This window comes from Streptomyces sp. R44 (genome assembly GCF_041053105.1).
Taxonomy (GTDB): domain Bacteria; phylum Actinomycetota; class Actinomycetes; order Streptomycetales; family Streptomycetaceae; genus Streptomyces.
In genome coordinates this window covers 4692515-4712675 of sequence record NZ_CP163444.1, presented here as the reverse complement: position 1 = coordinate 4712675, position 20161 = coordinate 4692515, and the positions used below count along the sequence as shown (strand labels likewise).

The window sequence follows — 20161 nt, the reverse complement described above, 5'->3', positions numbered from 1 at the left end:
TTCCTACACCGTCGCCCCGCCGAGCTCGGCCAGGGCCCCGTCCGTCAGCCGGTACACGGACCACTCGTCCTGCGGGCGGGCGCCCAGGGACTCGTAGAAGTCGATCGAGGGCTGGTTCCAGTTCAGTACGGACCACTCCAGGCGCTCGTACCCGCGCTCGACGCAGATGCGGGCCAGTTCGCGCAGCAGGGCCTTGCCGTGGCCGCCGCCGCGGGCCTCCGGGCGGACGTACAGGTCCTCCAGGTAGATGCCGTGGACACCGCGCCAGGTCGAGAAGTTGAGGAACCAGAGAGCGAAGCCGACCGGCTCGCCCGTCTCCGTCTCGGCGATGTGCGCGAAGGCGGCGGGCCGCTCGCCGAACAGGGCCTCGTGGAGCTGGTCGGGGGTCGCGCGGACCTCGTCGAGAGCCTTCTCGTACGCGGCGAGGTCGCGGATCAGGGCGTGGATGACGGGGACGTCGGCAGGCGTGGCTGTACGGATCATGGCCCCACCCTGCCTCGGCTCAGGCCCTCCTGGCCAGCAGGATCCTGGCGAGGGCGACCTGCTCGGGGTCGAGGCCGGGCTCGCCGTCCTCGACGTCCCACAGGCCGTTCTGCAGGACGCGCCCCAGCGTCCAGGCGACGGCCCGGCGCGGGTCCCCGACGACCTCGGCGAGCAGGTCGAACCCCCACAGCGCCTCGTCCGGGTCGAAGCGGTCCATGAGGGCGGGCAGCAGGTCGAAGCCCGGATCCCCCGCCAGCGGCTTGGGGTCGATCGCCAGCCAGGGTTCCCGCTCGGCCGCCAGGACGTTCCCGAAGTGCAGGTCCCAGTGGAGCAGCCGGTCCCCCGGCTCGCCGGCCACGTCCCGTACGGCCGCCGCGCAGTCCCGCAGCACGGCGGCGTCGTCCGCGCCGAGCCGCGCCACGGCCCCGGGCACGTCGGCGAGCATCCCGGCCGCGATGTCGCCGAGCGTGCGGAGCCCGTCGGGCGCGGGGACGGCGACGAGCCGGGCCAGCAGGTCCGCGACGATCCCGAGCGCCTCACGGGTGTCCGCGACCGAGGACAACGGCCGGGCCTCGTCGAGCCGTTCGAGGAGCATCGTCCCCGTCGCGGCGTCGTGGTCGAGCAGCCGCACGACACCGGCCCCGTCCCAGACCCGCAGACCGACGGGCTCCCCCTCGCTCTCGTCGTCGAGAAGCTGCATCTTCAGAGCGGCGCGCGCACCGTCGGCGACCCGCTCCACGGGCACCACGAGCGAGGCCACCCCGTGCATCGAGCGCCCGGTGACCCGCAGCCCCCACCGCCCGAGAAACCCCTCGGCCAGCCCGGGCAGCCCGTCGACGAACTCCAACCCGGCCTCCCCGTTGTACTTCACCTGCGACGCAACGAACTCCTCGGGTACGTGAATCACCCCACGACCCTAGACAACCGACGGCCCTCCGTGTGGGCAATCGTCCCGCAGGGCGGGACGGGTGGGCACACGGGACGGCGCGCCCAGCGGCGCCTCCGCGTTCCGAGCCTGGACCCGCACCCGATGCGCGGCGAAGGCACCGCCCGCACCCGGTGCGGCAATGGTCCCGCCCCGGTAACCTCCCGCCCACGCACCCGGAAGAGGGATACACATGAGCACGGTCAACGGCGGAATATCGTTCTGGTACGCGCAGGAGGGCGCCCCCGCGCCCCGCGAACCGCTCCCCGGCGACACCACCGCCGACGTCTGCATCGTCGGCGGCGGCTACACGGGACTGTGGACCGCCTACTACCTGAAGAAGGCCGTCCCCTTCCTCAACATCACCGTCCTCGAAGCCAAGTTCTGCGGCTACGGCGCCTCCGGGCGCAACGGCGGCTGGCTCTACAACGGCATCGCCGGCCGCGACCGCTACGCCAAGCTCCACGGCCACGAGGCCGCCGTCCGCCTCCAGCAGGCCATGAACGCCACCGTCACCGAGGTCCTCGACGTCTGCGAGACCGAGAAGATCGACGCCGACCAGCACCGCGGCGGCGTCCTGGAGGTGGCCCTCTCCCCCGCCCAGCTCACCCGCCTCAAGGCCTTCCACGCCGCCGAGCTCGCCTTCGGCGAGACGGACCGCGAGCTGTACGGCGCCCGGGAGACGGCGGACCGCATCCGCGTCGCCGGAGCCGTCGGCTCCTCCTGGACCCCGCACGGCGCCCGCCTGCACCCGGTCAAGCTGGTCAAGGGCCTCGCGGCGGCCGTCGAGGCGCTCGGCGTCACGATCCACGAGTCGACGCCCGTCACGGAGATCAAGCCGAAGCACGCGATCACCCCGTACGGCACGGTCCGCGCCCCGTACGTCCTGCGCTGCACCGAGGGCTTCACCGCCTCCCTCGCCGGCCAGCGCCGGACCTGGCTCCCCATGAACTCCTCGATGATCGCCACCGAGCCCCTCACCGACGCCCAGTGGGAGTCCCTCGGCTGGGACGGCCGCGAGACCCTCGGCGACATGGCCCACGCCTACATGTACGCCCAGCGCACCGCCGACGGCCGCATCGCACTGGGCGGCCGGGGCGTCCCGTACCGCTTCGGCTCGAAGACCGACAACGACGGCCGCACCCAGCCGCAGACGATCGAGGCCCTCCGCGAGATCCTGGTCCGCTTCTTCCCGCAGCTGGCGGGCGTACGGGTGGACCACGCCTGGTCCGGCGTCCTCGGCGTCCCACGCGACTGGTGCGCCACCGTCACCCTCGACCGCTCCACCGGCCTCGGCTGGGCCGGCGGCTACGTCGGCTCCGGCGTCGCCACCGCCAACCTCGCCGCCCGCACCCTCCGCGACCTGATCCAGCAGGACTCGGGCCAGTCGGGCCCCACCGACCTCACGGCGCTGCCGTGGGTGAACCACAAGGTCCGCAAGTGGGAGCCGGAGCCGCTGCGCTGGCTCGGCGTCCAGACCATGTACGCCGCCTTCCGAGGCGCCGACCGCCGCGAGGCCACCACCCACACGGCGGAGACGGACCGCGTGGCCGTCCTGGCGAACCGCCTCAGCGGCCGCTGACACCTCGCGGCCCCACCCGGACAGGCCCAGCGGACAGACCCACCGGACGCCGCCCCCACCGGACGGCCTCCGGTGGGGCTTGGGGCTACTCCACCTCGATACCGAAGTCCCCCACGAGCTCCTCCAACCCGCCCCGGTACCCCTTCCCGCCGAGGACGAAGTCCCAGTCGCCTCCGGCCCGCCGCCGGAACGACCCGAGGACGAGCGCGGTCTCCCCCGGCCGCCCGTCGGACACCTCCAGACGGTCGAGCTCGGCCCCCGCGTCGTCCCGCAGCCGGATCCCCGCCTCCGTGAACCCGCCCAGATCCGCCTCGGGGTTCACCTCCGGGTCCACCGCCGCCACCAGAACCAGCCGGTCCGCCCGCGCGGGCAGCGCGTCGAAACCGACCCGCACGGCCGCGCGGTCACCGGGCGCGGCCGCCACCATGGCGACCGAACCGTCCGGCGTCGCGGGGTTGTTGAAGAAGACGAACCACTCGTCGCCCAGGACCCGGTTGCCGGCACAGACCAGCGCACAGACGTCGAGGGCGGCGGAGCCCGACCACACCATCCCCAGCAGGTTGAAGTCGTCGGCGGCCTCGGCGGGCGCGGAGGCCGGCGCGGGCGCGGGCGCGGACACCACCGCCTGGGCGGGCCCGCCCAGGCGGCCCCGCAACCCGTGCTGGTGCAGCAGATCCACCAGCTCGGTCCCCGAGATCAACGTCAGCGGCTTCCCGTTGGCGAAGGTGTACGAGCCGGGCCCGAACTTCGAGGTGGTCACCAGGACCCCCTTGTTGGCGCCGACGTCCTGCACCGTCCCGTACAGATCCCGTACGGCGGACGGCGGCACCGTGTTCCGGTACCGCTTCACCTGCACCGCGATCGACCCGCCGCTGATCGGATCGGGATCGAGCGCCTTCACGTCGACCCCACCGTCCCCGGACCGTTGCGTGGTCACCGCCTGGAGCCCCCGCGCCCGGAACAGCTCGGCCACGAGCCCCTCGAACGCGATCGGATCCATGGTCAGCAGATCGGGCTCCTCGCCGTCCCCCTGCACCACCACGTCGGAACCCACCTGGTCGGGCGCCAGCAGCGGGGCCACCGCCACCCGCTCCTCCGGCTTGGCCGAAAGCCGCCCGCCCAGGGCCCCGGTCAGACACTCCACGGCGCCGACGAGCTCCAGGTTCAGCCGGTCGAACACCGGGCGCTCCACCACGACCGAGGCCACGCACACCCGCGAGGCGAGCCCGGTGGCGGGGTCCACCCCGCCCACGTACCCGTTCAGCGCCACCCTGTCCAGCGCCCCGAACCGGTCGGCGGCGAACAGTTCCCGCACCGCGAGGAGCACGCTCTGCGCCAGCACGTCCCGGTACAGCGCCCGCCGCTGCGTCACCGGCCGCGGGACCTCCTTGTCCTGGTCGGTGCTCGGCAGGTACTTGACGCCCTTGGCCTCGGGAACGACCTCGTACCCGGGCAGGTCCCAGTCGAGCACGAGCCCGCGTCCCGCCCGGTCGTAGGCGGCCGACACCTCACGGGGGAACCCCTCGGGCCAGGCGGTCGACGCGAAGAGCACGGCGGAGAAGTACTCGACGACGGTGTCGGGCTCCCCGTCCCGCAGGGCCGCGACCGTCCCGTCGATCCCGCTGTTGTGGGCGCGTATCTCGGCCCGGCGGCCGGCCGCCCACTCGTCGTACGCGCGCCGGTACGCCGCCAGTTGCTCGACCCGCCGCGCCTCTGCCGCCTGTGCCGCGTACCAGTCGTGCTCGAACCGGGCCCGCGCGTCCCGCTCGGCCTGGGCACGCCCGGACGCCGTCCAGGCCCCCTGCGGCTGGTAGAACCGCTGGTCCGGCATGGCGACGGGCTCCCCCAACGGCCCCGGGGCGAACGGCTCGACGTCCTCTTCCCGCCGCAGCGACTCCACGCCGAACGCGGGAGTCCGACAGCCCACCGCGAGCAGCGACTCCAGGAGAGCGACCCGCTGATCGAGCTCCTGGGTCCGCCGCAGCGCGTCGGCGTCCCGCTGCTGCCGATAGGCGGCCCGCTGCTCCCGCTGCATCCGCGCGACGTCCCGCTCGTACGCCCGCTGCGCCCGCTCGGCGTCCCGCTGCTGCCGCAGCACCGCCTGGTGCTGCCCTTCCCGCTGCCGCTGCGCCACCCGCTGCTGCTCGGCCCACACCCCGATCAGCCCACCGGAACGCCGACTCATCCGCGCACCCTCCCCACGACCCCGATCACCTGTACGCCCCCCGTGTCGCACAAGTGTCCCGGACGGCGAAGCCCCGCACACGGAGAGGTCGGAACAAGCCGAAGGGGCCCGGCCCGGCGACGTGCGCCGGGCCGGACCCCCAATGGGCTCCCGAAGGGCTCCCGAAGGAACCGGTCAGAACAGGTAGTTGTACGAGGCGCCCGGGGTGTCGCCCCAGCCCGTACCGATGGTTCAACCGGATCAGCAACCGTGGCCTCAACCGGCTTGTCCGCAGCACTGTGACTATCGGCGATGAGACCCTCGGCAGCCCGCTGTCTGCCGGTGTACCAGGGAGCGCCCAGGGCAGCTAGGTGGTCAGCTCGGTGGGCAGCCCCGCCTTCGTCCAGGCCGGGTCGCTCAGCGGCGCCTTGCTCAGGGCGTAGACCAGGGTGCCGTCGGGGATGCCCCCGAGGCCGCTCGGGGACACCTCGGTCCAGCCGTCACCGGGCTGCAGCACCCGGTTCTCAAACCGGAAGTCGACCACGTCCTGGCCGGCGGCGAAAGCCGCACCGGTCCCGGTCGCCAGACCGGCCACGAGCAGGACGGCCCCCGAGAGCGGACACGAGACGCGTCCGGGACCCTTCGTTACTGCTCAGAGCCCCCTGTCGGATTCGAACCGACGACCTTCCCATTACAAGTGGGGTGCTCTGGCCGGGCTGAGCTAAGGAGGCAGGCGCGCGTTCACACTCGCGCGTGGCTCCCACTCTACACAGCGACGCCAACGCCCTACGAGGTAACTTCACCACCCCCGTAACCACCCGCCCACACGTTCGTTGACCGGACGGGAGTGCAGTTCCGACTATCGGACAGCATGACGGGGAGGGGCGATGGCGCAGTCATCGGAGGAAGCGCCGCGGCGGGTGATCGGCGCCGAGGCCAAGCGGGTGAAGCGGGATGCCCTGGGCATCGCCGACCGACGCAAGCACCAGGGGCGGGTAGCCGTCCCTATGCAGCGACGCGCCAAGGAGGCTGGCACGCAGCAGCGGGTGTACCGCTACCGCTTCTACCCGACCCCCGACCAGGCCGAGCAGCTGTCGAAGACGTTCGGCGCCTGCCGCTGGGTCTACAACGAGGGCCTGGCGCTTCGTGTCGGGGCCTGGGAGCGGCATCGGGTGTCGGTCGGGTTCGCGGAGACGTGTCGTGCGTTGACGGGGTGGAAGCGGGAGGAGGGGAAGGAGTGGTTGCGGGAGGTGTCGTCGACGGTGTTGCAGCAGGCGCTGCGACATCTGGACGGGGCTTTCTCGCGGTTCTTCCAGCGGTCGGCGAAGTATCCGCAGCGGAAGAAGAAGGGGCGGTCCCGGGACAGTGCGGTGTACGTGCGGACCGGCTTCCGGTGGGTGGAGGATCCGGAGCGGCCGGGTACGGGGTCGGTGACGCTGGCGAAGCAGTCGGTTCCGCTCGATATCCGCTGGTCGCGTCCGCTGCCGGCGGGGCAGGTGCCGGTGCGGTTGAGCGTGATGCGTGACCGGGCGTGGCGTTTCTTCCTGTCGGTGCTGGTGGAGGAGCGGATCGATCCGTTGCCGCCGGTGTTCATCCCGGGCACGTCGGCGCCGAAGGCGGTGGGTCTTGATCTGGGTCTGGCGGCGCTGGTGACGTTGGACGACGGTTCGTCGCTCGCGCATCCGAGGCTGCTGAAGAAGTACGGGGAGGAGTTGGCCCGTCGGCAGCGGGAGCTGCACCGGAAGAAGAAGGGCTCGTCGAATCGGGGCAAGGCGCGGGAGCGTGTCGCGTGTCTGTATGCCCGGATCGGTGATGTGCGCAGGGATCTGTTGGATCAGTTCACCACCCGCCTCGTGCGCGAGAACCAAGTGCTCGTGGTGGAGGACCTGCCGATCGCCAATCTGATGCGTCCCGCTCGGGGGAAGGGGCGGCGCCGGAAGGCGAAGCTGAATCAGACGATCAGGGATGCGGCGTGGGGTGAGCTGTTGCGGCAGTTGCGGTACAAGTGCGCGTGGTACGGCCGGACGCTGGTGGTCGTGGACCGATTCTTTCCGTCGACGCGGCGGTGCTCGGCCTGTCACACCAAGGGCCCGCGGCTGGACGTGTCGGTGCGTGAGTGGGGCTGCGCGGAGTGCGGGGTCGTGCACGGGCGGGACCGGAACGCGGCGGTGAATCTCCGGGATGAGGGGATGCGGCTGTATTGGTGGGTGGCGGCGGCGCTGCCGCCGGGGAAGCCGGTTCCGTCGCTGATCCGGGCGTCGGAGCTGCCGGACGCCGCCATGGCCTCGTGAGAGACCTCGTAAAGGAAGAGAAGCAGTACGGACCGACGGGCCGTCGGCCGGAATGCCTGTGGAGCTCGCGTAAGACCGGCTCGGTGTGGCCCTCAGGGTCGTACCGGTTCGGCAACGGGCGTGGAAGCAGGAAGTGTCACGTGTGTGGCAGGCCAAAAGTCATGCGCTCTGCCTCACCGCGCGCACGCGGTCAAAATTGCGCTGCTCTGCCTCTCGCCGAGCCGCCCTCGAAAATCTCATCGCCCTCGACTGCTGACAGATCGGACACCGTCAAGGTAGCGTCGCCTGGAGTTCACCCTGGTGGACTAGACCTCAATCCTTCCTTTACTCGGATCGTCCGGCACGTTCCTGCCGGTGAAGGGACACATCACCATGGCTTCCGTCACGTTCGACAAGGCCACCCGGGTCTACCCGGGTGCCACCAAGCCCTCCGTCGACCAGCTCGACATCGAGATCGCGGACGGCGAGTTCCTCGTCCTCGTCGGCCCCTCGGGCTGCGGCAAGTCGACCTCCCTGCGCATGCTCGCGGGTCTTGAGGACGTCAACGCCGGCTCCATCCGCATCGGCGACCGCGACGTCACGCACCTGCCGCCGAAGGACCGGGACATCGCGATGGTGTTCCAGAACTACGCGCTGTACCCGCACATGACCGTCGCCGACAACATGGGCTTCGCGCTCAAGATCGCCGGCGTCAACAAGTCGGAGATCCGCGCCAAGGTCGAGGAGGCCGCGAAGATCCTCGACCTCACCGAGTACCTCGACCGCAAGCCGAAGGCGCTCTCCGGCGGTCAGCGCCAGCGCGTCGCCATGGGCCGCGCCATCGTCCGCGAGCCGCAGGTCTTCCTCATGGACGAGCCGCTGTCGAACCTCGACGCCAAGCTCCGCGTCTCGACCCGTACGCAGATCGCCGGCCTCCAGCGCCGTCTGGGCATCACCACGGTCTACGTCACGCACGACCAGACCGAGGCCCTCACCATGGGCGACCGCGTCGCCGTCCTCAAGGACGGCCTGCTCCAGCAGGTCGACTCGCCGCGCAACATGTACGACAAGCCCGCCAACCTCTTCGTCGCCGGCTTCATCGGCTCCCCGGCCATGAACCTGGTCGAGGTCCCGATCACCGACGGCGGCGTCAAGTTCGGCAACAGCGTCGTCCCGGTCACCCGTGACGCCATCGCCGCCGCCTCCGCCGCCGGCGACACCACCGTCACGGTCGGCGTCCGCCCCGAGCACTTCGACGTGCAGAGCGCCACCTCGAAGGACGGCCTGGCCGTCACCGTGAACGTCGTCGAGGAGCTCGGCTCGGACGGCTTCGTGTACGGCTCCACCCGCGTCGGCGGCGAGGACAAGGACCTGGTGGTCCGCGTCGGCGGCCGTGACGTCCCCGCCAAGGGCTCCACGCTGCACGTCGTGCCGCGCGCCGACGAGCTGCACGTCTTCTCGACCTCCACGGGCGCCCGCCTCAGCGACTGAGACCCGCCCCGAGCACTGCCGTACGGCCCCGCGTCTGTTGCAGATGCGGGGCCGTTCGTTTAAACGGACGCACACCCGGCGCACAACGGTCTTACCCCGGAAAACCCCGGCATTCAGGGCCCCGCCCGAACCCCCGCGTCAACACGGGATTCGAAAAGACGCCTCGAACCATCCCTCGCGAGAGTGACTAAATGTCGCCATATCACTACCGGCCGCTACGCTCGCCTGCGTGACGCACACTGCCCGCCGAATCGGCCGCTCTCTCGCCCTCGTCCTGCCCGTCGTCCTGGTGCTCTCGGGAACGCTCGCGGTGTCCGCCGTTCCGTGGGCCGGCCAGGACTCCGGGACCCAGCTCACGGCCTCCTCCACGGACGTCTCCGTCCGGGCCAAGTCCCGTGCCCCGCAGGATATTCTCCGCGACCAGCTCCTCGCAGAGCTTCAGGAGAAGGACCCCGGCATCGCCCTCACCCACCTCCAGCGCGAGGTGGAGAACCGGCCCTCCCTCGCCAAGCACTGCTTCTCCATCGCCCGCGCCCTCGGCCGCGCCGCCGTCGAGCACTACGGCCCCTCCCGCGCCCAGTCCTTCTCCCGCCCGGTCTGCGACACCTCGTACGCGACCGGCGTGATGCGGGCGAGCTGAGCGTCGTCACGCACATCGGACATACGGGGCGCCTATCGTTCCCCGTATGCACACCTCTCCGACGCAGGCCGTGGTCCTGGCGGGCGGCCAGGGCACACGGCTCCGCCCGTACACCGACGACCGCCCCAAGCCGATGGTCGAGATCCCGGGCACCGGGACCCCGATCATCGGCCATCAGCTGTCCTGGCTGGCCTCCGAGGGCGTCACCGACGCCGTCGTCTCCTGCGGCCACCTCGCCGAGGTGCTCCAGGACTGGCTGGCCACCGCGGATCTGCCGCTGAAGGTGACGACGGTCGTCGAGACAGAGCCCCTCGGCCGCGGCGGCGGGCTCAAGTACGCCGCCGCGCACCTGCCCGCCCCGGACCAGCCCTGGTACGCCACCAACGGCGACATCTGGACCCGCTTCTCGCTGCGCGAGATGGCCGCCTTCCACGCCGAGCGCGACGCCCTCGCGACGCTCGCCCTGGCCCGCCCCCGGATCCCGTGGGGCGCCGTCGAGACGGACACCTTCGGGAACGTCACCGACTTCATCGAGGCGCCGCCGTCGCCGTTCCTCATCAACGCCGGCGTGTACGTCTTCGCCGCGGCCTTCACCGAGCTCCTCCCCGACCTCGGCGACCACGAGCGCACCACCTTCCCCCGCCTCGCCCGCGAGCGGCGCCTGGCGGGCTTCCCGCTGCCCCAGGGCGCCTACTGGAGGGCCATCGACACCGCCAAGGACCTCACGGAGGCCGCCAAGGAACTGGCCGCCCAGAAGTCCTGACGGCAGCCGGTACGCGAAAGGGCGGCACCGCACGGATGCGGTGCCGCCCTCGCCCTTCCCCGCGTCAGCCCAGCAGGCCGCCGATCGGGTTGTGCGCGCCGCCCGACGTCGAACCGCTCTCGGACGGGGTGCTGGTGGAGCCGGTCGAGCCGCCGCTCGACGTGCCGCCGCTGGTACCCGGGCTGTCGCTCGTGGACGGCGGGGGCGCCGGCTTCGACTGCGTGGGCGTACGGCCGCCGGTGCCCGTGCCCTGCGTGGCGGTCGGCCGCTGCTCCTGGGTCCGGGTGGACTGGCGGGTCGTCTCGGTGGGCCGGGTGGCCTCCTCGGTCTCCTCGCTCCGCGCCGGGGCCTCGGTGGTCGCGGCCGGCTCGGGCGCCGTGGACGCGGCCTTCGAGGGCGCCCGGCGGGTCGGCTCCTGCGGGAGCGGCTGGCCGGGCAGGTGGTTGATCGGGTCGTCGTTGGGGCCCGGGACGGTGACCATCTCGGTGGAGCGGACGGCGCCGCCGAGGACGGAGCCGACGAGGAGGGTGAGGCCGACGACGACGGCGGCGAGGAGGGTGCTGCGGCGGGTGACGCGGCGGCGGAGGTCCCAGAGTTCGGCGCGGGGGCCGAGGGTCCGCCAGGCCTCGCCGGCGAGGCGGCCGTCGAGGGAGTAGACGGGGGCGCCGGCGATGATCAGCGGGGACCAGGCGGCCAGGTAGATGATGTCGGCGGAGTCGTAGACCGGGACGGTCTTCCAGCTGACGGTCAGGATGAGGGCGGCGGAGAGCAGGGCGCCGACGACGGCGGCGACGCGCTGCCAGAGGCCGAGGACCGTGAGGACGCCGACGACGACCTGGAGGAAGGCGACGGTGAGTCCGGCGCCGACGGGGTGCTGGAGGGCGAAGTCGCGCAGCGGTTCGGCGAGGGCCCAGGGGTGCAGGGAGTTGAGCCACTTCACCATCGAGCCGCGCTCGCCGCCGTCGAAGTAGACGGGGTCGCAGAGCTTGCCCATGCCCGCGTAGATGGAGATGAAGCCGAGGAAGACCCGGAGCGGGAGCAGGACGACGCCGAGGTTCATCCGGCGGCCGGGGTAGTAGGCGTGCCGGACGTTGTCCTGGCCGTGGCGCTGCGCGGCCCGGGCGCCCGGTGCGTCGTGCGCGTACGGCTCGGTGGGCTCGGGCCCGAGGTCGTACACCTCGTCGTAGGCGCCCTCGGCGCGGCGCATCGGCGGCAGCAGGGGCGCGGCCTCGGCGGGCACCACCGGGGTGGGCATGGTGGTGTCGAGGCGCGGGATGGCCTGGGTGTCGCCGACTCCGTGCCCGCCGTGTCCGACGGGTTCGAGCGTGGAGACGGACGACTCGCGCACGGCCTGCAGCAGGCCGGTCGCGCCCGGCGCGGACTTTCCGGTCCACACGACGGGGCGACGGCGCGGGCCGCCCGCGCCCACTCCGGACAGAGCGGCGGTGCGGGCCGCGAACTTCGGCTGCGGGGCCGGCGCGAGCCGCACACGGAAGCTGGCGTGGTTCACGATCACCTGGGCGGGATCGGAATCCACCTTGACCATGCTCAGCGCGGGCTGATCGTCGAACCCCGGCCGGGGCGTTCTGGTGTCCACACTCATCTAACCGAGTGATGTGCGGTTAGGACACTGCCTTGACGGTTGCCAAATGTCCGAGGCCCGTCAAGATCACGGCCGGGGCGGTTCCCTCGTTCGGGTCAGCGCATGCGGCGGCGGGCCGCCTCGTAGAGCACGACACCGGCGGCGACACCGGCGTTGAGCGACTCGGCGCCGCCCGGCATCGGGATGCGGACCAGGTAGTCGCAGGTCTCGCCGACGAGCCGGGAGAGGCCCTTGCCCTCGGAGCCGACGACGATGACGACCGGGCCGCCGAGCGCCTCCAGGTCCTGCACCTCGTGCGTGCCCTCGGCGGCGAGGCCGACGACCGCGATGCCGGCCTTCTTGTACTCCTGCAGGGCGCGGGTCAGGTTGGTGACGCGGGCGACCGGGGTGCGGGCGGCGGTGCCGGCCGAGGTCTTCCAGGCGCCGGCGGTCATGCCGGCGGCGCGGCGCTCGGGGATGACCACGCCGTGGCCCGCGAAGGCGGAGACGGAGCGGACGATCGCGCCGAGGTTGCGCGGGTCGGTGACGCCGTCGAGGGCGACGATCAGCGGCTCCTCGCCGTCGTCGTAGGCGGCGGCGGTGAGGTCCTCGGGGTGCGCGTACTCGTACGGCGGGACGACGAGGACCAGACCCTGGTGGTTCAGCCCGTTGGTCATGCGGTCGAGCTCGGGGCGCGGGGCTTCCATCAGGTTGATGTTGCCGCGCGCGCCGGCGAGCTGGAGGGCCTCGCGCACCCGCTCGTCGTTGTCGATGAACTGCTGCACGTACAGCGTCGTGGCGGGCACGCCGTCACGCAGCGCCTCGAAGACCGGGTTGCGGCCGACGACCATCTCGTTGGCGCCCTTGGGGCCGCCGCGGCGGGGCGCGGGGCGGCGCTTGGCCGCCTGCCGGGCGATCGCGTTGGAGACGCGGAACGCCTTGTGACCCTTGCGGTCCTCGGCCTTGGGGGTCGGGCCCTTGCCTTCGAGGCCCTTGCGCCGCTGGCCACCGCTGCCGACCGTCGCACCCTTCTTGTTGGACGTGCGACGGTTCCTGCGCTGGCTGTTCCCGGCCATGACTACTACCTGTTTCCTCTGCTGACGTACGAAGTCTGTAACTGAAGTGTGCCGCCCGGAGTCCCGAGCGGCACGTCTTCTAACGGTTGCCCAGCGTCCAGCGGGGGCCGTCGGGGCTGTCCTCGATGGCGAGGCCGGACTGGGCCAGTTGGTCGCGGATCGCGTCCGCGGTCGCCCAGTCCTTGCGCTCGCGCGCCGACTCGCGCTGCTGGAGCACGAGGCGTACGAGGGTGTCGACGACGCCGTGGAGCTCCTCGCCGCCACCGGCCTCCTCGGCCCAGTGCGGGTCGAGCGGGTCGAGGCCGAGGACGCCGAGCATGGCGCGGACCTCGGCGAGGCGGGCGATGGCCTCGTCCTTGTCGTCCGCGGCGAGGGCGCTGTTGCCCTGGCGGACGGTGGTGTGGATGATCGCCAGCGCGTGCGGCACGCCCAGGTCGTCGTCCATGGCCTCGGCGAAGGCCGGCGGCACCTCGGCGGCGGGGGCGATGGTCGTCCCGGCCTTCTCGGTGGCGCGCTGGACGAAGCCCTCGATGCGGGCGAAGGCCGACTCGGCCTCGCGCAGGGACTCCTCGCTGTACTCGATCATCGAGCGGTAGTGCGGGGTGCCCAGGTAGTAGCGCAGGACGATGGGGCGCCAGTTCTTCACCATCTCGGACACCAGCACGCTGTTGCCGAGCGACTTGGACATCTTCTCGCCGCTCATGGTGACCCAGGCGTTGTGCACCCAGTACTGCGCGAACGCGTCGCCGAAGGCCTTGGCCTGGGCGATCTCGTTCTCGTGGTGCGGGAAGATCAGGTCGAGGCCGCCGCCGTGGATGTCGAAGGCGGAGCCCAGGTACTTGTGGGCCATCGCCGAGCACTCCAGGTGCCAGCCGGGACGGCCGCGGCCCCACGGGGTCTCCCAGTCGGGCTCGCCCGGCTTGGTCGCCTTCCACATGGCGAAGTCACGCGGGTCGCGCTTGCCGGTGATGCCCTCCTCGGAGGGCTGGCGGAGGTCGTCGATGTCCTGGTTCGACAGCTCCAGGTACCCGGGGAAGGAGCGCACGTCGAAGTAGACGCTGCCGTCCGCCTCGTAGGCGTGGCCGCGCTCGATGAGCCCCTGCATCATCTCGATCATCTCGGGGACGTGACCGGTGGCGCGGGGCTCGTAGGTGGGCGGCAGGCAACCGAGGGCGTGGTAGCCGTCGTTGAACGCGCGCTCGTTCTCGTAGCCGATGGACCACCAGGGGCGGCCCTGCTCGGCGCCCTTCCTGATGATCTTGTCGTCGATGTCGGTGACGTTGCGGATGAACGTGACGTCGTAGCCGCGGTACGCGAACCAGCGGCGCATGATGTCGAAGTTCAGCCCCGACCGGATGTGGCCGATGTGCGGGGCCGCCTGCACGGTGGCACCACAGAGGTAGATCGAGACGGCGCCCGGCGTGAGCGGGGTGAAGTCACGGATCTGCCGGGCGCTGGTGTCGTACAGGCGAATAGTCACCACTCCAGGGTAGTGGGCGTGTGGTAGTGCCCTGCGACCGATTCCCGGCGGCAGGGCACGTTTTTCACGGCTGTCGGTTCGGTACGGGGTAGACGAGGGCGGTCGCGAGGGCGGCGAGGCCCTCGGCGCGGCCGGTGAGGCCGAGTCCGTCCGTGGTGGTGCCGGAGACGGAGACGGGGGCGCCCGCCGCCTCGCTCAGCGCCTTCTGCGCCTCCTCGCGCCGCTTGCCGATCTTGGGGCGGACGCCGACGACCTGCACGGCGATGTTCCCGATCTCGTAGCCCTCGGCGCGGACGATCCGGGCGGCCTCGGCGAGCAGCGTGACGCCGGAGGCGCCGGACCACTCGGGGCGCGAGGTGCCGAAGTGGGCGCCGAGGTCGCCGATGCCGGCGGCGGAGAAGAGCGCGTCGCAGGCGGCGTGGGCGGCGACGTCACCGTCGGAGTGCCCGGCGAGCCCGTACCCGTCACTGTCGGGGCCTTCCCAGAGGAGACCGGCGCACCAGAGCTCGCGGCCCCTCTCGAAGGCGTGGACGTCCGTGCCGATGCCGGTACGGGGGATCAGGGGGAGCTCAGAAGCCATCGTTGGCCCTCCTGCGGGCGAGTACGGCCTCGGCGAGGACGAGGTCGAGGGGACGGGTCACCTTGAAGGCCTCTTCGTGGCCGGGCACGACGACGACGGGCGCGCCGAGCTTCTCGACCATGCCGGCGTCGTCGGTGGCGCCCTCGCCGGTGAGGGCGACGGTGGCGTGGGCGTTGACCAGGGTGTCGTGGTCGAAGCCCTGCGGGGTCTGGACGGCGCGGAGGCGGGCGCGGATCGGGGTGGCGACGACCTGCTCGGGGTCGCCGGGCCTCTCGGCCGGCTCGACCTCCTTGACGGTGTCGGCGACGGGCAGCGCGGGGACGACGGCGACGGCCCCGTCCCGTACGGCCTCGATGACGGCGTCCACGGTCTCGACGGGGACCAGCGGGCGGGCCGCGTCGTGGACGAGGACGGTGCTGACGCCCTCGGGGAGCGCCTTGAGGCCGAGGTGCACGGACTCCTGGCGGGTGTCGCCGCCGGGGACGACGAGGTAGTCGGTCCGCTCGGGCAGGGCGTGGGCGTCGAGGAGGTTCTTGACCTCGGCGGCGCCGTCGCTGGGCGCGACCACGACGACGAGCGAGACCGCGCGGGAGGCGGCCATCGCGCGGACGGCGTGGATGAGCATGGGGGTGCCGTTCAGCGCGCGGAGCGCCTTGGGGGCGCCCGGGCCGAGGCGCACGCCCCGCCCTGCGGCCGGGATCACCACGGCGGTACGACTGGGACGCACTTCGTCTGACATCGGTTGCACTCCGGCAGGTTTGTTTCCGCGGCCGACATGGGTATGGCCTCACCGTGCCGGACGCACCGCCTTGACCGGGCCCTTTCCGTGACGACGGTCGAGGCGTGGCCGCGTGGGCACAGGGGTTCGGGCGTTGAGAAGTTCAGGGGGTGCGGGCTACTTCAGTGGTGCGGTGACGCGTACGCTCCGCAAACGTACGCGAACAGGCGACGCACGCGAACATGCCGCAGCGCCCGACGGCAGCACTGTGTGGATCACAGCACGCCAGCGGGCACCGCGGCATCGCTTCACTGCTTCACTTGGGAACGCGGCTCAGGACGCGAGGACCTCGTCGAGGAGCGCCTCGGCCTTGTCCTCGTTCGTGTTCTCCGCGAGGGCCAGCTCGCTGACCAGGATCTGCCGAGCCTTGGCGAGCATGCGCTTCTCACCTGCGGAGAGTCCGCGCTCGCGCTCACGACGCCACAGGTCGCGCACCACTTCGGCGACCTTGATGACATCGCCGGAGGCGAGCTTCTCGAGATTCGCCTTGTAGCGACGGGACCAGTTCGTCGGCTCTTCGGCGTACGGCGCGCGCAGCACCTCGAAGACCCGGTCCAGCCCGTCCTGACCGACCACATCGCGAACACCGACGAACTCCGCATTGTCCGCCGGCACACGAACCGTCAGGTCGCCCTGCGCGACCTTGAGCACCAAGTAGGTCTTGTCCACGCCTTTGATCTGGCGAGTTTCGATGGCCTCGATCAGCGCGGCCCCGTGATGGGGATAGACCACGGTGTCGCCAACCTTGAACGTCATGTGACAGGTACCCCTTCCGTGGCTATCCAGGGTAACACGGATTCGGCTTCTTCTGAATGGCGTTTTCGCAGGTCAGGGCATATCTCGGGGCTTGACAACGGTGACACGAACGTGCTGCGGAGGGCTTCCGGAAGGCGGTATTCGCAGGTCGGAGCGGCTGCGTGGACGGAGAGAAACGCGCACGTTACACATGCCCGGAGGCCCCCGAGGGAGGGGCGATGCCCCGTTTTGTCTGGTTCGGAGCGGGCTTCTTCCCCTACTCCGTTCGAGGATCGGCCACCCGTACGGATGCATCCCGGGATGATTCCCGAAATTGATCAGTGGACATCAACCGACACCGGTGGGGGATTTTCCGGAGGGCCGGCTCGGGGGAATGCGGAGCCGCCGCCGAATTGATCAAGGCGGTTATGTGAACAACAGGTCAATGGGTCGTGATCCGGCCACGCGGGGTGACAACCGAGGAGTGCGCGACGGGCGACGCGAGGGCCGGCACCGCAGGCCACCTGGGGCGGCTGTGACCGGTTAGGGGCGGGTCGGGTGCGGGACGCGGAGTGAGGCTCGGTAACCTAAGCGCGCTGACACACCTTTAGCTGTCCCTTAGTTCCCACGCCCGTCCGTACGTCCTAGGAGATGCCGCCGCCGTGAGCCGCAGCCTTCGACGCGGCGCCCTCGCCGCCACCGCCATCGTGTTCTCCGTCGCCGCGCTCTCCGCCTGTGGTGCGGGCAACGACGCGCAGACCCTCGAGGTCCGGCCGGACAACGCCGCCGTCACGGTCGACGACGTCAAGATCCAGAACGCGCTGGTCATCACCCAGCCGCTGCCCGGCACCAAGGGCCCGGCCGCCGTCTCGGCCACCGTCTTCAACAACGGCAGCCTGCCGCAGACCGTCGACGCGATCCGCCTGCCCGGCACGGCCTCCGTCGTGAAGCTGAAGGCGGCCGAGGGCGACGGCCCGATCGTCGTCCCGGCCCACGGCTCTGTCGTCATCGGCGGCGAGGGCAACGCCTCCGCCATGATCGAGAACGGCTCCGAGGCCGCCCGTGACGGCGACTCGCAGAAGCTCGTCTTCAAGCTGAGCAGGACCGGTGACGTGAGCCTGAGCGCCTTCGTCGTCCCGTCGAAGAGCTACTTCAAGGACTTCGGCCCCACGATCGTCCCGGCGGCCCCGCCGGCCGAGCCGAGCAGCACGGCGTCCCCGTCGGGCACGGCGTCCCCGTCGGCTGAGGCCTCCCACGGCGCCGAGCACGGCACGGAGACCCCGGCGTCGGGCGAGCCGACGACGGCCGCCGGTCACTGACGGAAGCAGTCGTACGCCGAAGGGGCGCCCCCACCAGGGGGCGCCCCTTCCGCGTACGACCGGCTGGCGTACGACCGGCTGGCGTACGACCGGCGTTTACGGCTCGAACTTGTAGCCGAGGCCGCGCACCGTCACCAGGTACCTCGGCGCACCGGGGTCGGGCTCGAACCCCATCCCGGACGCGCCCCTCGCACCGCGAGGCCCCAGGGGGCCTCGCGGGCTTCGGGACGCTGCGCCGGACTCCGTCCGGCCTCGTCGGGCCGGGCCGGGTTCTACGGCTCGAACTTGTACCCCAGGCCCCGCACCGTCACCAGGTACCTCGGCGCACCGGGGTCGGGCTCGATCTTGGCGCGGAGGCGCTTCACGTGGACGTCGAGGGTCTTGGTGTCGCCGACGTAGTCCGCGCCCCAGACCCGGTCGATGAGCTGCATACGGGTGAGCACACGGCCCGCGTTGCGCAGCAGCATCTCCAGGAGGTCGAACTCCTTCAGCGGCAGGTCGACCTTGCCGCCGGAGACCGTGACCACGTGGCGGTCGACGTCCATGCGGACCGGGCCGGCCTCCAGGGCCGCCGGGGTGACCTCCTCCGGCTCGCCGCGGCGGCGCAGCACCGCGCGGATGCGGGCGACCAGCTCCCGCGAGGAGAAGGGCTTGGTCACGTAGTCGTCGGCTCCTATCTCCAGGCCGACGACCTTGTCGATCTCGCTGTCCTTGGCGGTCACCATGATCACCGGGACGTTCGAGCGGCCGCGCAGCTGGCGGCAGACCTCGGTACCGGGCAGACCCGGAAGCATCAGGTCGAGGAGGACGAGGTCGGCTCCGTTGCGCTCGAACTCGTCGAGGCCGTCGGGCCCGGTCGCCGCGACGGCGACCTCGAAGCCCTCCTTGCGGAGCATGTACGACAGGGCGTCGCTGAAGGATTCCTCATCCTCGACGACGAGCACTCGGGTCACGGAAGGACCTCCGGGGCGGTAAGCGGTTCGGTCATGAGATCGGGGGTGGAGGACGAGGCGGGCCGGCGGTCCCGTACGGCGCCCGCCTCGGGCAGCCGCAGGGTGAAGGTGGAGCCCTGACCCTCCGTGCTCCAGACGGTGACCTCCCCGCCGTGCGAGGCGGCCACGTGCTTGACGATGGCCAGGCCGAGCCCCGTGCCGCCGGTGGCACGGGAGCGGGCGGGGTCGACGCGGTAGAAGCGCTCGAAGACGCGCTCCTTGTCCTTGTCGGGGATGCCGATGCCCTGGTCGGTCACGGCTATCTCGATCACGTCGCCGGCGGGCGCGGCGACACGACGGGCGGCGATGCCCACCCGGGTACGGGCCGGTGAGTAGTTGACGGCGTTCTCGACGAGGTTGCCGAGGGCCGCGGCGAGCTGGCCCCGGCTGCCCCATACGTACAGGTCGGCGGCGCCGCCGGAGACCATGGTGATCTGCTTGGTGGAGGCGGGCTGCCGGGAGCGGTCGATCGCCTCGGCGACGAGCTCGTCCACGGACACCGGCTCGGAGTCCTCCAGCGGGTCGTCGTTCTGCACCCGGGAGAGGTCGATGAGCTCCTGTACGAGGTTGGTGAGGCGGGTCGCCTCGATCTGCATCCGGCCGGCGAAGCGGGTGACCGCCTCGGGGTCGTCCGAGGCGTCCATGACCGCCTCGGAGAGCAGGGAGAGCGCGCCGACGGGAGTCTTGAGCTCATGGCTCACGTTGGCGACGAAGTCGCGCCGTACCGCTTCGATACGGCGGGCCTCGGTGAGGTCCTCGACCAGGAGCAGCACCAGCCGCGAGCCCAGCGGGGCGACCCGGGCGGAGACGGCGAGGGCCTCGCCGCGTCCGGTGCCGCGCCGGGCCAGGTCCAGCTCCACCTGCCGTATCTCCCCGTCGCGGCGGGTGTCACGGGCCATGTTGAGCATGGGTTCGACGGCCAGCTTGCCGCCGCGGACCAGGCCGAGCGCGTACGCCGCCGAGCTGGCCTTCACCACGGAGTCGCTCTCGTCGAGAACGACCGCGGAGGAGCGCAGCACGGACAGCACGGTGTCGACGCCGGGCGGGAGCACGGCGTCGGTGTGCAGCGACGTACGGGTCGGTCGCGCCTGGTCGCGCTCGCTCCAGCGGAACGCCAGCATGGCGATCACGCCGGTGCACACGCCGGCGATCGCTGCCAATGCGGCGACCGCCGCGTTCACGTCCATGCCTCCAAGGTTATGCGGGGTCGCGGACACTCTCCCAGCCGTCCGAGTGGCTGCTCGAACAGTCGTCGCCCAGAGTTCACCGTGGAGATGCGGGTGGTTCATTTGCCCTGACGG

General features: G+C 71.6%; 18 protein-coding genes and 1 tRNA gene. 6 read left to right on the top strand and 13 right to left on the bottom strand.

Annotated elements, in window-relative coordinates; all coding sequences use genetic code 11:
* Positions 1–3: 3 nt before the first annotated feature.
* Together AB5J54_RS21940 and AB5J54_RS21935 are read right to left on the bottom strand one after the other, a co-directional pair.
* Positions 4–483: an N-acetyltransferase family protein gene (locus AB5J54_RS21940; RefSeq protein ID WP_369145600.1), complete on the bottom strand. Its 480-nt coding sequence runs from the start codon at positions 481–483 to the stop codon at positions 4–6.
* Between the two features lie 19 nt (positions 484–502).
* Positions 503–1390 (bottom strand): aminoglycoside phosphotransferase family protein, encoded by an 888-nt coding sequence (locus AB5J54_RS21935; protein WP_369145599.1) that lies wholly within the window; start codon positions 1388–1390, stop codon positions 503–505.
* A gap of 211 nt (positions 1391–1601) precedes the next feature.
* On the opposite strand from AB5J54_RS21935, the gene AB5J54_RS21930 reads away from it, so the two are divergent.
* Positions 1602–2990, top strand: coding sequence for an NAD(P)/FAD-dependent oxidoreductase (locus tag AB5J54_RS21930; RefSeq protein ID WP_369145598.1), 1389 nt, complete (start codon positions 1602–1604; stop codon positions 2988–2990).
* An 85-nt stretch (positions 2991–3075) separates the two neighbouring features.
* On the opposite strand, the gene AB5J54_RS21925 is transcribed toward AB5J54_RS21930, so the two are convergent.
* From AB5J54_RS21925 to AB5J54_RS21915, 3 genes are all read right to left on the bottom strand, one after another.
* Complete coding sequence (locus tag AB5J54_RS21925) at positions 3076–5175, bottom strand: restriction endonuclease (protein WP_369145597.1); 2100 nt, start codon at positions 5173–5175, stop codon at positions 3076–3078.
* Positions 5176–5521: 346 nt separating this feature from the next.
* Positions 5522–5749, bottom strand: coding sequence for a hypothetical protein (locus tag AB5J54_RS21920; protein WP_369145596.1), 228 nt, complete (start codon positions 5747–5749; stop codon positions 5522–5524).
* 61 nt (positions 5750–5810) lie between these two features.
* Positions 5811–5885, bottom strand: a tRNA-Thr gene (locus AB5J54_RS21915).
* A gap of 156 nt (positions 5886–6041) precedes the next feature.
* Between AB5J54_RS21915 and AB5J54_RS21910 the strand changes: the two genes are divergently transcribed.
* The 4 genes from AB5J54_RS21910 (at position 6042) to AB5J54_RS21895 (ending at position 10318) form a co-directional block, all read left to right on the top strand.
* Complete coding sequence (locus tag AB5J54_RS21910; protein ID WP_369145595.1) at positions 6042–7445, top strand: RNA-guided endonuclease InsQ/TnpB family protein; 1404 nt, start codon at positions 6042–6044, stop codon at positions 7443–7445.
* 372 nt (positions 7446–7817) lie between these two features.
* Positions 7818–8915, top strand: coding sequence for an ABC transporter ATP-binding protein (locus AB5J54_RS21905; RefSeq protein WP_369145594.1), 1098 nt, complete (start codon positions 7818–7820; stop codon positions 8913–8915).
* Between the two features lie 229 nt (positions 8916–9144).
* On the top strand, positions 9145–9555 hold the full coding sequence (locus AB5J54_RS21900) for a hypothetical protein (RefSeq protein WP_369145593.1): 411 nt from the start codon (positions 9145–9147) through the stop codon (positions 9553–9555).
* Positions 9556–9601: 46 nt separating this feature from the next.
* A complete protein-coding gene (locus AB5J54_RS21895) occupies positions 9602–10318 on the top strand; it encodes an NDP-sugar synthase (RefSeq protein WP_369145592.1) in 717 nt (238 codons plus the stop codon).
* 64 nt (positions 10319–10382) lie between these two features.
* Here AB5J54_RS21895 and AB5J54_RS21890 read toward each other — a convergent pair whose 3' ends face one another.
* The 6 genes from AB5J54_RS21890 to AB5J54_RS21865 form a co-directional block, all read right to left on the bottom strand.
* Positions 10383–11921, bottom strand: coding sequence for a DoxX family membrane protein (locus AB5J54_RS21890; RefSeq protein WP_369145591.1), 1539 nt, complete (start codon positions 11919–11921; stop codon positions 10383–10385).
* 95 nt (positions 11922–12016) lie between these two features.
* Complete coding sequence (gene rlmB, locus AB5J54_RS21885; protein ID WP_369145590.1) at positions 12017–12976, bottom strand: 23S rRNA (guanosine(2251)-2'-O)-methyltransferase RlmB; 960 nt, start codon at positions 12974–12976, stop codon at positions 12017–12019.
* A gap of 79 nt (positions 12977–13055) precedes the next feature.
* On the bottom strand, positions 13056–14456 hold the full coding sequence (gene cysS, locus AB5J54_RS21880) for a cysteine--tRNA ligase (protein WP_369145589.1): 1401 nt from the start codon (positions 14454–14456) through the stop codon (positions 13056–13058).
* Positions 14457–14520: 64 nt separating this feature from the next.
* On the bottom strand, positions 14521–15036 hold the full coding sequence (ispF, locus tag AB5J54_RS21875; protein WP_369145588.1) for a 2-C-methyl-D-erythritol 2,4-cyclodiphosphate synthase: 516 nt from the start codon (positions 15034–15036) through the stop codon (positions 14521–14523).
* Positions 15026–15775: a 2-C-methyl-D-erythritol 4-phosphate cytidylyltransferase gene (gene ispD / locus AB5J54_RS21870; protein ID WP_369145587.1), complete on the bottom strand. Its 750-nt coding sequence runs from the start codon at positions 15773–15775 to the stop codon at positions 15026–15028. Before ispD ends, ispF begins: the two co-directional genes overlap by 11 nt.
* A gap of 312 nt (positions 15776–16087) precedes the next feature.
* A complete protein-coding gene (locus AB5J54_RS21865) occupies positions 16088–16570 on the bottom strand; it encodes a CarD family transcriptional regulator (RefSeq protein ID WP_003953493.1) in 483 nt (160 codons plus the stop codon).
* Between the two features lie 641 nt (positions 16571–17211).
* On the opposite strand from AB5J54_RS21865, the gene AB5J54_RS21860 reads away from it, so the two are divergent.
* Positions 17212–17868: a DUF461 domain-containing protein gene (locus AB5J54_RS21860; RefSeq protein WP_369145586.1), complete on the top strand. Its 657-nt coding sequence runs from the start codon at positions 17212–17214 to the stop codon at positions 17866–17868.
* A gap of 272 nt (positions 17869–18140) precedes the next feature.
* Here AB5J54_RS21860 and AB5J54_RS21855 read toward each other — a convergent pair whose 3' ends face one another.
* Together AB5J54_RS21855 and AB5J54_RS21850 are read right to left on the bottom strand one after the other, a co-directional pair.
* A complete protein-coding gene (locus tag AB5J54_RS21855) occupies positions 18141–18821 on the bottom strand; it encodes a response regulator transcription factor (protein WP_017242433.1) in 681 nt (226 codons plus the stop codon).
* Positions 18818–20047 carry a sensor histidine kinase gene (locus AB5J54_RS21850; RefSeq protein WP_369145585.1) on the bottom strand — a complete coding sequence of 410 codons (1230 nt, stop codon included), beginning with the start codon at positions 20045–20047 and terminating at the stop codon, positions 18818–18820. Before AB5J54_RS21850 ends, AB5J54_RS21855 begins: the two co-directional genes overlap by 4 nt.
* Positions 20048–20161: the final 114 nt, after the last annotated feature.